This is a genomic window from Pelagerythrobacter aerophilus (genome assembly GCF_003581645.1).
In the GTDB taxonomy this organism is placed as follows: domain Bacteria; phylum Pseudomonadota; class Alphaproteobacteria; order Sphingomonadales; family Sphingomonadaceae; genus Pelagerythrobacter; species Pelagerythrobacter aerophilus.
The window spans coordinates 319376-332903 of the sequence record NZ_QXFK01000016.1 but is presented as its reverse complement, the minus strand read 5'-3'; the positions used below and the strand labels follow the sequence as shown (position 1 = coordinate 332903).

The following is a 13528-nucleotide window of genomic DNA, read 5'->3' as shown; positions in this document are numbered from 1 at the left end:
CGTCGAGGCGCACGGTGGCCGCATCTGGGGGCAGCCGTGCGCAGACGGCGCGCCAACCCGCGGCCCGCTTCTTTGCGCGCCGTGTAATCCCTTGCAATTACGCCATTTTGTTGCACAGTGGTGTAAACAGGGGAAATCCGATGATCCCGAGGGAAGTGCTTGGCGCCTTTGACGAGTTCGGGCCGCTGCTCGGTGCGGTTCTCGACCAGACCCACGACTGTATCAAGCTGCTCGATCCCGATGGAACGATCAGGTACGTCAACGAGCGCGGTGCCATTGCGATGGAGCTTCGCGCACCTGCCGAACTGATCGGGCAACGGTGGGTCGAACGCTGGCCGGGCGAAATGCGCGCGGTCGTCGAGCAGGCGCTGGAAGAAGCGCGTTCAAGCGAAGTGGCACGCTTTACCGGTTCGCGAACGATCGGCGGCAAGCCGAGCTGGTGGGATGTGACCGTCACCCCGGTTCGGCTGGCGCAAGCGACCGAGTACCTGCTCGTGATCGCACGCGATATGACCGCCGAGGTCGAGGAACGCAGGCGGGCCGAGGCGGTGAGCGCCGAGATGCGGCATCGCTTGCGAAACGCCATGGCGATCGCATCCGCGCTCGTGCACATGGGCGCGCGCGGCAAACCGGAACTTCAGGCATTTGCCGACGAAGTTGCGTTTCGCTTTGCTCAGTTGGGCCGCGTTCAGGAGCTGGTTCTCGATTCCGCGCCGAACAAGTCACTGAAGCAAGTCGTAACTCTCCTCGGTAACGTGTACGACAATCTCGAAATCGGCCCGATGCCCGAAATCGAGCTGGAGGACGCCACCATGCAGGCGCTCGCGCTGGCGTTCGGCGAACTTGCGACCAACAGCTTGAAGTATGGAGCATTGAAGGACGGCACTGCTGTGCGCGTCACAGGGCAGCTTGCTGACGGGGAACTCCAACTCACCTGGCAGGAAGAGACCGCGCTTGCGCCGCGGCGCGCTGGCGGACAGGGCCTCGACTTGATCGATCGGATCATGCGCGCTTCGGGCGGGCGGATCGAGCGCCGCGTCGAAGATCACCGGTTCACGGTCCGGGCGATTTTTCCCGTGCAGCCGCCGCACGAGGCGACCTGAAACCGGTTAGCGCCGACTACGCGAAGTTGGCCGTTCACGCCGGGCGCTGAGCGGCCATTGCCGATCCGCAACGTCGCGGGACGGCCCGCGCAGGTAATCAACACGCTGCGGGGTTAACACGCTGCGGGGTTAACCGGACGTTTGCCTTCATCAAGCACAGGGACTGCTGACTGCATCAAGAGTGGGTCGATGACTGCCGCGTTCGTTCTCGCCATCAATATGTTCATTGCGGGCATTTTCGCGCTCGCGTTCGGGGTGGTGGCCGCAATGAACCGCACGGCGCAGGGGGCGAGGTGGCTGGCGATCGGTTACGCGACCGGCATCGTGACCATTCCGCTCGAGTTTCTCCTGCCCTGGCAAACCGATCCCGCGCCCGTCGTGATCGGGACATTCCTGGTCTATCTCCTCGCTCTGACGTTCTGCCTGATTGGGATCGCGCGCCACTACGGCACGGCGCCGCCGTGGCGGACCATGGCGGCGATCTGGATGGCAAGTGTGCTTGCGATACCGGTCATCTTCATGCTGACTTACGGTTCGCCCGCGCGAGGGCTCCTGTATCAGCTACCCTATTTCGCGATGCACGCGGCGGTGGGACTGGTCATCTACCGCTCGAAGCGTCGTCAGCCGCTGGACCTGCTCCTGTTCACGCTGAACGGAGTGGCCGCCTCCCTTCATCTGCTCAAGCCCCTGATTGCGTGGACGATCGGGACCGCCACAGAGCCGCAGGGTTATCTGGCGACGACATACGCGGCAGTGTCCCAAAGTATGGCCGCCGTAACGCTTGTGGCACTCGCACTGGTCCTGCTGCTGGTGATGATGCGGGATACCACCGCCGAGATGGCGGCGCGATCGGAGACCGACGCACTGTCGGGTATCCTCAACCGGCGTGGCTTCGATCTGCACGCCGAACGAATGCTGGCACACGCGCGACGTACGAACGAGCCGCTGACGCTGGTGACTGCCGATATCGACCATTTCAAGTCGATCAATGATCGCTTCGGCCATGCCGTGGGCGATCAGGTGATCGCCCATGTTGCGGCCCTGCTTCGGCAGTCGGTCAGCGACGAGGCGATCGTCAGCCGGCTGGGCGGTGAAGAATTTGCCGTGCTGCTTGCGGGCGCATCACTTGCCGCCGGGCGGCGTATTGCGGAAACGGCGCGTGAACGGCTCGCGGCCGATCGCCTCGCGCAACTGGATGGCGACTGCATGGTGACCGTGTCGTTCGGCGTCGCGCAAATGACGCAGGGCGACACCTTGTTCGATCTGTCGCGGCGGGCGGACGCGGCCTTGTATCGTGCGAAATCCGGCGGCCGGAACCGGGTAAGCCTCGCCCTCGGCGAAGCGCGCGAGACGCCGACGCCGCCCGCCGAACGCCCGCCGGAGTTCGCTGAGAGGCAGCATGCATACGCCGCGACCCAGGTCTCCCCGCTACCCATCCGCTAGTCAGCGCCGCCGTCGATCGACCGAGAAGCCATGCGGTAATGCCCGCCCGCCGTCCCGCTGACATTCACCTCGTTGAGCGGCACCCTTCTAAGCGCGAGCCTATGCGCCAGCGGAAGCCACGATCGGGTGAGCTCGAAGCGCCCATCGGCGATCGAGATCCTACTCTCAGTTCGGCGCTACAAGCTCTGGATCGGCAGGCGCTCCGCCAGGTAGTCGACGAACACGCGCACCCGCGCCGGCGTGTTGGCTCCGCCGACAAAAACGGCGTGGATCGTTTCGACATCGCCCGGATTGAAGGTTTCCAGAATCGGAACGAGCTGACCGCTCGCAATCTCCCGGGCGACGCTAAAGGCGCCCACGCGCGTGATGCCCGCTCCGGCCAAGGCGAGCTGGCCCAGCGTTTCGCCGTTGTTGGCCTCGATGTTCCCCGTCACCGACAGCACGTAATCGCGCCCCTCTTTACGGAACGGCCATATCGGCTCGGCACGGCGGAAGTTGAAGCCGAGGCAATTATGACCGTGCAGATCTTCGGGCACCTGCGGCGTACCATGGCGCGCAAGGTAGGCCGGCGATGCAACGATGACGCGGCGCGTCTCGCCAAGCTTACGCGCCGTCAAGGGACTGTCCGCCAGGGGACCGAAACGAACCGCCACATCCGCCTGGCCGGCGGCAACATCGACAAGCGCATCTGTGAGACCGATATCCACCACGATATGCGGATATCGCTGCACGAACTCGCCCAATAGCGGCACCACGCAGAGCCGTCCGTGCGACAGGGCGGCGCTGATGCGCAGCCGACCGCGCGGTGCGCCTTGGTCGGCGATCTCCTGCTCGACATCGTCGAGATCGGCGAGGATGCGGCGCGCGCCGCATAGATAGGCATGTCCTTCGGCGGTGAGGGTGAGCGCGCGGGTCGAGCGAAGCAGCAACCGCACGCCAAGCCGCTCCTCCAGTCGGTCGATGGCCCGGCTTACTGCCGACGGCGTCAAGCCGAGGCGCCTGCCTGCTGCGGAAAAACTCCCCTCGCCGACCACCGTGGCGAATAACTCCAGAGACCGTGCGCGATCCTCTCGTGCCGTCTTTGCTTCCAACTCAAAAGTCCTTCGCATCCAGTCGGACTACCCAGCTCTTCGGGCGCCCTCCATTTATGTCTCACCCTCATAACTGGACAGGACGGATCATGGAATATCGGCAATTGGGATCGTCGGGCCTGCGCGTTCCGGCGCTCAGCTTCGGGACCGGCACTTTCGGCGGCAAGGGCCCCTTGTTCAGTGCCTGGGGAACCAGCGACGTGAAAGAAGCGCGGCGGTTGATCGACATCTGCCTCGATGCCGGGGTGAACTTGTTCGACACTGCTGATGTCTACTCCAACGGTGCGTCCGAGGAGGTGCTCGGCGAAGCGATCCGCGGACGCCGCGATGAAGTGCTGATCTCGACCAAGACCGGCTTGCCCATGGGCGACGGCCCGGCCGACTGGGGCGTGTCGCGCTCGCGGCTGATCGCCGCGGTCGAGGCGTCGCTCACGCGGCTCGGCACCGACTACATCGACGTACTCCAGCTCCATGCATTCGACGCGCACACGCCGGTGGAGGAGCTGCTCGCGACGCTCGACACACTGGTCGCGCAGGGCAAGCTGCGTCACGTGGGCGTTTCCAACTATCCCGGCTGGCAGCTCATGAAGGCATTGGCCGCAGCTGATCAGTGCGGCTGGCCCCGCTTCGCCGCGCATCAGGTCTACTATTCGCTGATCGGCCGCGCCTACGAGGCCGATCTGATGCCGCTCGCCGCCGATCAAGGCGTCGGTGCACTGGTGTGGAGCCCGCTGGGCTGGGGGCGCCTTACCGGCAAGATCGGTCGCAACCGCCCTGTGCCGGAAGGCAGCCGACTGCACGACACCGAGCAGTTCGCGCCGCCGGTCGATGACGAGCACCTCTACCGCGTGGTCGATGCGATCGAGGTCGTCGCGGAAGAGACGGGCAAGACAGTACCGCAGGTCGCGATCAACTGGCTGCTCCAGCGACCGACCGTGTCGTCGGTGATCATCGGCGCGCGCAACGAGGAGCAGCTGAGGCAAAATCTCGGTGCCGTCGGCTGGTCGCTGACCGCCGAACAGGTCGCCGCACTCGATGCGGCAAGCGACGTGCTGCCGCCCTACCCCCACACTCCATATCGGCAGCAGGAGGGCTTCGCCCGTCTCAACCCGCCGCTGGTCTGACCTGGAAGAACCCACATGAAGCTCAATCCCCCATTACTCGCGCTAGCCGCGGGCGCCTTCGGTATCGGCGTGACCGAATTCGCACCAATGGGCCTGCTGCCCGTAATCGCCTCCGATCTCGGCGTCTCGATCCCTGCCGCCGGCCTCCTGGTCAGTGCCTATGCGCTGGGCGTGCTGATCGGCGCGCCGCTGATGACGCTGACCACGGGGCGGGTACCACGGCGGACGTTGCTGATCGGCCTCGCCGCGATCTTCACGCTTGGCAACCTCATGTCGGCGGTCGCCGAGGGGTACAGTATGCTGCTCGTCGCGCGGATCATCACCTCGCTCAATCATGGCGCTTTCTTCGGCGTTGGATCGATCGTCGCGGCAAGTCTCGTCCCGGTCGAGCGCCGCGCCGGCGCCGTCGCGGCGATGTTCATGGGGCTGACGATCGCCAACGTCGTCGGCGTGCCGTTCGCGACCTGGGCGGGCGAACATCTCGGCTGGCGCGCGTCGTTCTGGGGAATAGCTGGACTCGGTCTGGTGACGATGGCGGCGCTGCGCCTGACCCTGCCGGCGATACCTGCACCCGCCGGCGGCGATATTGCCCACGAATTGCGCGTGCTGACTCGCGCGCCGGTGCTCGGCGCGCTCGCGCTCACTGTCATCGGGTCGAGCGCGATGTTCACGGTGTTCACCTACATAGCACCGATCCTGCGGACGCAGACACACGGCTCGCTCACGTTCGTGACCGCGATGCTCGTGACTTATGGCGTCGGTCTGACGGTCGGTAACTGGCTGGGCGGCAAATTCGCGGACAAGTCCGTCGACCGCACGCTGATCGCTACGTTGGCCGCGCTGTCGGCAATTCTCGTCACGTTCGCTGTCCTGATGCCGTTTCAGATGCCGGTGGCGGTCCTGGTCTTCCTATGGGGCGTAGCCAGCTTTGCGCTCGTGCCGCCGCTGCAGGTGCGTGTGATGACCGCTGCGGAGGATGCGCCGAACCTTGCCTCCTCCGTCAATATCGGCGCGTTCAACCTAGGCAATGCGATCGGAGCTGCGCTGGGCGGTGCGGTAATCGCCGGTGGGTTCGGCTACCCGGCGGTCGCACTCGCGGGCGCCGCCACCTCGATACTGGGGCTTGCCGCGCTTCTCTTTTCCAAACACGCCAAGGTCCGCTCTGCGGAACGACCGCTCTGTAAGGGCGGCATCTAGTGGACCGTTTCCTTGCAATGTTCGCATAGATACGCCCGAAGCTGAGCCGTCAGCTGCCCGTCTGCTTTCAGGTGGCCACTCTGCATCGACAAGACATTTGCAGGCGGCGAGATGATCGATGCGGTTTGAGAAGGTGAAGGCGTCGGACGCGCCTGCGCAATGTTCGACCCAAGCGAGCAAGGTCTAGACCTCCGCGGCAGGGCTGCATTGAACCGGTCGGGGCGTCTTTCGCTGTACGATACCGCGCCGCCTCGCGCGGGCGCCAGTTGCGCGAGCTTCGATGATTTGGCAGTGTCGAACCAGGCTATGATTGAAGCGCTTCTTCCCGGCACCGGCGAAATCTTACAAACGAGCTTGGCTTGCCGGGAGGAGAAGCTTTCGTGACAAAGGCTTCACAACGCTCTGTAGATCGCGCTGAGCTGTTCGATGCCGTCTGGTCCTCTCCGTTGAGTGAAATCGCTGACACCTTCGGCATGACGCCTGGTGGCTTGGCGAAGATGTGCGACCGACTTGATGTTCCTCGACCAAAGCGAAGCTACTGGCGGCTTCCGACCGATGAGCGCGACAAGATCCGCCCCGAACTGACACCTGTCTCATCCAATTCCAACGAGCTTGCCTCGAACCGGCCAGCCAAGAAGCGTTCGCGCCTTCCGATCACCGAGCGTCGGGCTCAGCTTCTCGCCATCGCGACAACCATCATCGAAGAGGAAGGCACCGACGCGGTCAGCATCAATCGCCTTGCCCGCGAGGCCGGCATATCGGAGGCACAGGCGCACAATTGCTTCGCCCGGCGGGTCGATGTGCTTGCCGAGCTGGCGCGGCGCGAGATTCGCGAATTCGAACACTCGAGAAGGGGTGTGGTTCTCCGCGGCCAGGATCGGATGACGCAGATCGTCCTGTCTACCGTCAACTATCTGAACGAAGCCGGGCGGCGAGGTGCACTGCTTCAGTCGATCCTGCTCGAAACCGAGGTGCGCGAAATGCTGCGGAGCGAGCGGGAGGCGACCCGCGAGGTCTTGACCGGCCCGATCGTCAACTCGATGTCAGCGACCTATCACATGAGCAAGGAGGAAGCAGTGGGCAGCAACTGGCTGGTCACTGCAATTTGCTTGCGCACAGGGGGGCTCGTCTCGAACGGCCGCCTGTCGACGGAGGCCGGAATCCGCCTCTGCCTGCCTATGGTTATGGGCTGCGTACGAAGCAACGCTCAGCGAAACGCCTAGACGTCGTCCTGCCTCTGCGGACGCAACTCCTCGAGTGAAGCGGGGATCAACCGACGGCAAAGGCTGCGCGCGGTTTCGAGTGAGACATCGCCTTTGTGGACCAGCCGCGCGCCTTCTTCTGGCACTGCCAGAAGAATTTGAACAACGCCGAGCGCCTCGCGTGGGCCGTAGTGCAACTCGCACTGGACCTTGCGGGCCAGCGCACGGACCACGCGAGCTCCGAGCGTTTTCATTTTTCCGTCCAGATGGCGAGCAAGCCACTTCTCGCGAAGGCAAAGCTCGATTGCTGCCCCGTGCCTGGCGATGTGCTCCAAATATATGATGGCACAGTGGACAGCCGATTCAATCAAGTCATCCCGTGCGGCGGCTTCCTCGATTCCTGCATCAAGCAGCAGATCGGCCTGACGGTCGAGCACTGCCACGAGCAATGCGTTGAGATCCGGGAAATAGGAATAGACCAGCGAACGGCTCGTCCCCAGCTCGGCTGCAACATCGTTCGGAGATATCCGCGCCGATCGCCGGAGATTGATCTGGCGATCGGCTTCCAGAACCATCATCGCCGCACGATCCTGCGCACGCATCCGGGATTGTAGTTCCACTTTGCGCACCGCGTCTTTCATAGGCGAGCTATAGGATGGCGATCTGAGGATGGAAAGGTAACGGATCCTTCTTGCCGTCCAAGCAGACAGGGCCATTGGCATTCAGAAGGTGGGAGGGCTGCCGCCGGCATTCTCGGTCTCCCGCATCCTTTCCTTCGCAGCCACTTCGCGTAGCCGGTCGACATTGGCGCGATGCCGCTTTTGATCGATATCGTAGAACAGCAGGATCAGCACCCCGCCAAGCCAGAGCGACAGCACAGTAGGAACGTAGTGCGCGATCAGCGAAAGCTCAGCGGTCCGGGAAACCGTCGAGGGATCGACCTTTTCGGGGAATCCGGCCGCGGTCAGGACCAGACCTGCCACGAACACTCCAAGCGCCGCCGAGCATTGCTGCATGAAGCTTGAGGCGGAGAAGAACACCCCCGATGAGTGCTGCCCGGTTCTGACAGCGTAGTCGTCGACAACATCGGCCAGCATCGAACTGGTGTTGATCAGTGAAATCGCGATCAAACTGCCGCTGATGGTTCCCTGCACGAGAAGCGCCGGCACGAGTAAACTGTGCCCCGCGGGGAGGAACAATCCGAAATAGGTGAGCACCAGCGGCGTCACGCTCACAAGGATACCCAGAACGGCCGTCGCCATCGCTGTTCGCTTCTTCCCGAACTCGCGAGAGAATACGGGCGCGAGCGGCGCCGCCAGCGTTGCAGCCGTAACCGCTTCAAGCGCCAGGACCGCAATCTGCTTCGCGCCAAGATCGAAGATGTAGGTATTGAAATAGAGTGCAAGGGCCCCTGTAAGCCCTATCGCGGTCAGCTTCAGCACACCGAAGCCGAAGATGGCGAGGAACGCACGGCTCCGAAATGCGGTGAACATCTCGCGCAGGTGGGTTCGCCAAGTCCCACGTGCCGCCGGACGCTCGTCCGCCTGCCGCATGCGTGGAATCTGGCTCATGGTGCCCAGCCCGCAGACAAGGATTGCAACCGCCATCAAGATCGCGCCGGAAACGGCGAACTTGATGTATCCCTCCGGGTTGAGCTGGCCCACTGGGTGCTCGGGCGTTTCGACGAAGAAGAATGTTAGGCTCAGCGCGACAAAAGCGAACGTGCCGACGTATCCGAACCAGAAGCGCAAGGAGAAAAGCCTGGTCCGATCGGCGTAGTCGCTTGTCAGTTCGGGCACCATGGCCGTCGATGGAATGTCATAGGCGCTGACCGCGATGCGCGTGATCGATGCAATCGCGAAGATCCAGATTCCCGTCTGCGTGGGCGAAAGCCCGCCCGGTGGGAGCCAGATCAAAAGGAAAAATATGGCCGTGGGGATGGCCGAGCCAAGGATGAACGGATGCCGCCGGCCAATGGAGGTGCGCGTCATGTCCGACCAGCGACCGATAAACGGATCTACCAGCGCGTCGACGACGAGTGTCGCGGCGATTGCGGTGGAGACGATCGTGGCGGGGATGCCCACCACCTGATTGTAGTAGAGGAGGAGGTAGGCGAAGGCCGCGTTCTTGACCGCGGTCGAGACCGACCCGAACCCGTAAGCGAGGCGCACGCGCCCCGGGACAACCCCATCCGCTGACGAAGGGTCGGGCCGCTCCGCGTATTCCGCAGGATCCTGCGCCTCCACATCTCGCGCCATCGGTCCGATCCTCTCGTCTCGCGCAGCACCGTTCTCGCACTGTCGCTTTCCATTTCGGGAGGTCAGTCCGTCATATATAGATAGTGTGTCAAGATAATTCGCGATGCCTTCAGGCGAGTGGGGACGACTCTATCAGCGGCAACCCGCCCGGCGCCGGAGGCGCACCTTCCGCAAGTGCGCGCGAGAACGCGAGGCGAGATTTCGAACGAGATCTCCCGGACATATCTCCAGCCGCGGCTTGCCACCTCAACACGAGTCCGACTGCACCTTGCTGCTACTGACCAATGCTCAATAAGTATGCATCATAGTCAAGCAAGAGATCGCCATATCTGGTGCTGTCTTGCGCATATCCATGTTGACTACATCACAATTTACATGTGAGACTACGCACACAAAGGCTTGCCAAGGGCCTAGCTGGGAGAGGTATATGAGTACGAAGGCATTTCGGCACACGGCTGCGCTCGCTGTGGTGCTGGCCGCGGGCACGGTCACTGCGGCTCCGCTCGCAGCGCAAGAAAACAGTCCTCAACAGTCAGCGCGCAACGGCGCCTCCACGGGCGATGTTATCCTTGTGACCGCACGCAAGCGGGTCGAAGATATCCAGGATGTCTCCGAATCGATAACCGTTGCTACTGGTGAGGCTCTCGAAACCCTGCAAATTGTTCAGCCAAGCGACCTCACGCGAATCGCGCCGGCGCTTACATTCAGAGACAATCCGATCCCCATGTCGTCTGCCTTCGCTGTCAGAGGCATCGGCACGTCCTCGTTCTCCTCTACTGTGGAGCAAAGCGTATCGACCGTCGTCGACGGTGTCGTGCTCGGCCAACCCCAGTCGGCGGCCTCGCTGATCGACATCGAGCGGATCGAAGTACTCGAAGGCCCGCAGGGTCTCCTGTTCGGCAAGAACGCCTCAGCCGGGCTGGTGAATATCGTGACAAACTCGCCGCAGCTTGGACGGTTCGCCGCCGAAGCGGCGGTCACGCTCGGGACAGATGGGGAGATTCGCAACAGCGGCGTACTGAACGTGCCGATCGGGGAGCGGCTGGCGTTGCGCCTGGTGGGCTTCCGCAACCGCACCGACGGCTTCATTCACAACGAGTTCCTGGGCGAAGACTACAACGGCGAGCGCAACTATGGCTTTCGCGGCAAGCTGCTCTTCGAGCCGAACGACGCAGTCCGCCTGCTGGTGACGGGCGACTATTCGAAGGACACCTCGGTCTGCTGTTTCTCGACAGCGCTGACGCTGGGCGAAAACGCCAACCTGGCAAACCACTTCGAGGAGTACGGGATCGAGCCGGGTCCGGACAATCTCTCCGTCGTTGCCGGAATGCCGACCGGGACCTATCCCGGTGCTCCGCTGAGGCGATACAAGGGCGTTACGGGGCAGGTCGATATCGATCTCGGCGGCATGGCGCTGACGTCGATTACCGCTTTGCGGGACAACCATCACATCCTGGATTTCGACGGCGACCAGACGCCGCTCGACCGCTTTGACTATAACGGTGGCGACTATCGCTATCAGCAGTTCAGTCAGGAACTGCGGCTCGCCTCTGACCCCGGGCAGACGATCGAATGGCTTGCGGGCCTCTACTACTTCCGCGGCGAGAACGACGTCTTCTATCGCGCAGGCGGACGCTTGCTTGGACCAGCCCCGGCGCCGCTCATAGTGGCCGTCATAGAGACCGACTTCGTCAGCAAGAGCTATGCGGGATTCGGTTCGGTGACCTGGAATGCGACCGACGCTTTGCGTCTCCGGGTGGGCGGCCGCCTGACCCACGACGACCTGCGGGCACGTCGGATCGCCTACGATCTTCCCGGCGCGCTGCCGGGTTCGTCCGCCATCATCGGCAGTGTTGCAGGCGACACGACCGAGAGAGGGGACTCGACGAACTTCTCGTGGAAGATCACCGGCGAATACGACATCGCGCCCGACGTCATGATCTATGCCAACGTGGCCCGCGGCTACAAGGGGCCGGGGCTGGCCTCGAGTGGCATCGTCCAGCCCGACGTAAGCCCGCTGATCCGCCCCGAGACGGTCATGGCCTACGACCTGGGTGTGAAATCGCGCTTCTTGCGGGGGCTCGCGACATTCAATGCGGCGGTGTTCTACGAGAAGTTCAAGGATTTTCAGACCCAGATCTACGACACCAGCACCAATCCTCCGGGCTTTCGCACGACCAATGCGGGCGGGCTCGTAACCAAGGGGATTGAGGCGCAGCTCTCCATCAGACCGGTCGACGGCCTGAACCTGTCGGCAAATGCGGCCTACATCGATGGCGAGTACCGCGACCTCGACGGTGTCTCCTGCCCCTATGCCTATACCGTTCCCGCGCTCAATAGCGGCTGCCGCCTGATCGATGGACGGCCGGTTCTCAATGTCGATGGCAACCGGCTCGCCAATTCCCCCAAGTTCAAGTTTAACGTGGCGGCGAATTACGAGACCGCGCTTACCAGCGATGTGGATCTGCTGCTCGCGACCGATTATTCGTGGCGCGACGACGAGCAGTTCTCCACCAGCGGCGATCCCAGAACGATCCAGCCCGCGTACGGCATCTGGAACGCCTCCGCGGGACTCTCATTCGCCGATGGCCTGTTCGAATTGCGCGGCTTCGTTCGCAACATCACCGACAAGCAATTCGCGACACTGATCGCGCCGAACTCGGCCGATACCTCGGGCGGTTACGCTCAGTATCTCTCACGTTACCGCGAGCGCCAGGCGGGCCTCACTCTCCGAGTTCGCCTTGGCGAATAACCGACTGGAGCGGGCGCCATGGCCTGTCCGGCAGAGTCCGCGATCGGCTTGCCCCGCCCGCTCCACTTTTTAGACCGGCCTCGTTGGAGGTAAATTGACACACACACTGATAATTAGATAATTATCTGATCGAATCGAAAGCCGAGATTGGGAGATTTGCAATGTCGTACGCATATGGACGTGTCATAAATGATGCTGACAGTCACACTATGGAAACGCAGGACTGGATCTACGAGTTCCTCGATAGCGACGATCTGCGGGAGAAGTACGGCACGCTCTACAAGGCGGACAAGTCGGGCCGGGTCGTAGGAATGATCGAGAAGGCAAAGGCGCGTGCGACCGATCCAGAAGCCGACGCCGCAGCCGCCGACGACCCGATCTCGGGCGACAAGGGCTGGATGGCTTTTGGCGCGTTCGATGCATCCGAACGCGCCCGCATGCTCGACAAATACGGTTTCGTCAGCCAGCTCGTCTTCACCACGGCCTGCCTGGCCGCGATGGGCAAGGCAGAAAGTGACGAGGAGAAATACGCGATCGTCAGGGCTGCAAACAAGGCCCAGCAAGCGTTTTGCGACGGTGACAGGCGCCTGGTGAACGTCGCGTATATTCCGCTCGACAATCCGGCCCTGGCCCTGGCCGAAGCCGAGCGCGCGATCGCAGCAGGCGCAGGTGCGGTGGGCGTAGCGCCGATGCCATCCGGCGGAATGTCCCCCGGTCACCCGGACCATGCGCCGTTCTGGGCAATGCTCGAGAACCGCAAGATTCCCTTCATGGTCCACATCGGCACCGGCACCAAGACGCAGCCCAAGGGCTATCACAACAACGGGCGCGAACGTGCGCCGGACCTGCACGGCGGAGGCGAGAACCTGCGCTTCGCCGACTTCACATCGCTCTGCTTCGCACCGCAGGAGTTCCTCACCGCGATGGTCTACGATGGCATCTTCCAGCGCCATCCGGGCCTGCGCGGCGGGGTAATCGAGTCCGGAGCAGGTTGGGTGCCCGACTTCCTCCGCCGGCTCGACTACGCTTACAAGTCGTTCAAGCGGACGGATCCCTATGTCCAGGAGCTCGAGATGCTCCCGTCCGAATTCATTCGGCGGGCGGTCAAGTTCACCCCGTTTCCGGGCGAGGACGTTGGCGAAATGATCCGCGACGGCGGCGCAGAGCTGTTCATGTTCTCGAGCGACTACCCGCATCCGGAAGGCACGAAGGACCCCGTCGGCAAGTTCGAGAGCACGCTCGAGGGCGTCGATGAAGCAACCAAGGACATGTTCTATCGCACAAATTACGACGCGATGATGAACTATCAGTCGAGCGCGGCGTTGGCCGCCTGAGATTGCCGAAGCCAGGCGGGCGGT

General features: G+C 62.9%; 10 protein-coding genes. 7 read left to right on the top strand and 3 right to left on the bottom strand.

Going from position 1 to position 13528, the window contains the following annotated elements; genetic code table 11:
* The first annotated feature begins 140 nt into the window (after positions 1-140).
* A complete protein-coding gene (locus tag D2V04_RS09890; RefSeq protein ID WP_182849724.1) occupies positions 141-1103 on the top strand; it encodes a PAS domain-containing protein in 963 nt (320 codons plus the stop codon).
* A 189-nt stretch (positions 1104-1292) separates the two neighbouring features.
* Entirely contained in the window at positions 1293-2546 is a 1254-nt protein-coding gene (locus tag D2V04_RS09885) for a diguanylate cyclase (protein WP_119513504.1), read from the top strand.
* A gap of 176 nt (positions 2547-2722) precedes the next feature.
* Here D2V04_RS09885 and D2V04_RS09880 read toward each other — a convergent pair whose 3' ends face one another.
* A complete protein-coding gene (locus tag D2V04_RS09880; protein WP_182849723.1) occupies positions 2723-3655 on the bottom strand; it encodes a LysR family transcriptional regulator in 933 nt (310 codons plus the stop codon).
* 71 nt (positions 3656-3726) lie between these two features.
* On the opposite strand from D2V04_RS09880, the gene D2V04_RS09875 reads away from it, so the two are divergent.
* The 3 genes from D2V04_RS09875 to D2V04_RS09860 all read left to right on the top strand — a co-directional run bounded on the left by D2V04_RS09875 (position 3727) and on the right by D2V04_RS09860 (position 7181).
* Complete coding sequence (locus D2V04_RS09875; RefSeq protein ID WP_119513502.1) at positions 3727-4761, top strand: aldo/keto reductase; 1035 nt, start codon at positions 3727-3729, stop codon at positions 4759-4761.
* 15 nt (positions 4762-4776) lie between these two features.
* Entirely contained in the window at positions 4777-5958 is a 1182-nt protein-coding gene (locus D2V04_RS09870) for an MFS transporter (protein WP_119513501.1), read from the top strand.
* A gap of 359 nt (positions 5959-6317) precedes the next feature.
* A complete protein-coding gene (locus D2V04_RS09860; RefSeq protein ID WP_147391807.1) occupies positions 6318-7181 on the top strand; it encodes a TetR family transcriptional regulator in 864 nt (287 codons plus the stop codon).
* Here D2V04_RS09860 and D2V04_RS09855 read toward each other — a convergent pair.
* Both D2V04_RS09855 and D2V04_RS09850 read right to left on the bottom strand, forming a co-directional pair.
* Positions 7178-7801, bottom strand: a complete 624-nt coding sequence (locus tag D2V04_RS09855) for a TetR/AcrR family transcriptional regulator (protein WP_119513498.1) — start codon at positions 7799-7801, stop codon at positions 7178-7180. The two genes, D2V04_RS09860 and D2V04_RS09855, sit on opposite strands and share 4 nt — an antisense overlap.
* A gap of 81 nt (positions 7802-7882) precedes the next feature.
* Complete coding sequence (locus D2V04_RS09850; protein ID WP_228766354.1) at positions 7883-9406, bottom strand: MFS transporter; 1524 nt, start codon at positions 9404-9406, stop codon at positions 7883-7885.
* A gap of 364 nt (positions 9407-9770) precedes the next feature.
* On the opposite strand from D2V04_RS09850, the gene D2V04_RS09845 reads away from it, so the two are divergent.
* Positions 9771-12170 carry a TonB-dependent receptor gene (locus D2V04_RS09845; RefSeq protein ID WP_119513496.1) on the top strand — a complete coding sequence of 800 codons (2400 nt, stop codon included), beginning with the start codon at positions 9771-9773 and terminating at the stop codon, positions 12168-12170.
* A 209-nt stretch (positions 12171-12379) separates the two neighbouring features.
* Complete coding sequence (locus D2V04_RS09840; RefSeq protein ID WP_228766353.1) at positions 12380-13504, top strand: amidohydrolase family protein; 1125 nt, start codon at positions 12380-12382, stop codon at positions 13502-13504.
* Positions 13505-13528 lie beyond the last annotated feature (24 nt).

Excerpts from the sequence above, each read along its gene's own strand:
- D2V04_RS09890 (WP_182849724.1), top strand. The coding sequence starts at position 141 with ATGATCCCGAGGGAAGTGCTTGGCGCCTTTGACGAGTTCGGGCCGCTG.
- D2V04_RS09885 (WP_119513504.1), top strand. The coding sequence starts at position 1,293 with ATGACTGCCGCGTTCGTTCTCGCCATCAATATGTTCATTGCGGGCATT.
- D2V04_RS09880 (WP_182849723.1), bottom strand. The coding sequence starts at position 3,655 with ATGCGAAGGACTTTTGAGTTGGAAGCAAAGACGGCACGAGAGGATCGC.
- D2V04_RS09875 (WP_119513502.1), top strand. The coding sequence starts at position 3,727 with ATGGAATATCGGCAATTGGGATCGTCGGGCCTGCGCGTTCCGGCGCTC.
- D2V04_RS09870 (WP_119513501.1), top strand. The coding sequence starts at position 4,777 with ATGAAGCTCAATCCCCCATTACTCGCGCTAGCCGCGGGCGCCTTCGGT.
- D2V04_RS09855 (WP_119513498.1), bottom strand. The coding sequence starts at position 7,801 with ATGAAAGACGCGGTGCGCAAAGTGGAACTACAATCCCGGATGCGTGCG.
- D2V04_RS09845 (WP_119513496.1), top strand. The coding sequence starts at position 9,771 with ATGTTGACTACATCACAATTTACATGTGAGACTACGCACACAAAGGCT.
- D2V04_RS09840 (WP_228766353.1), top strand. The coding sequence starts at position 12,380 with ATGGAAACGCAGGACTGGATCTACGAGTTCCTCGATAGCGACGATCTG.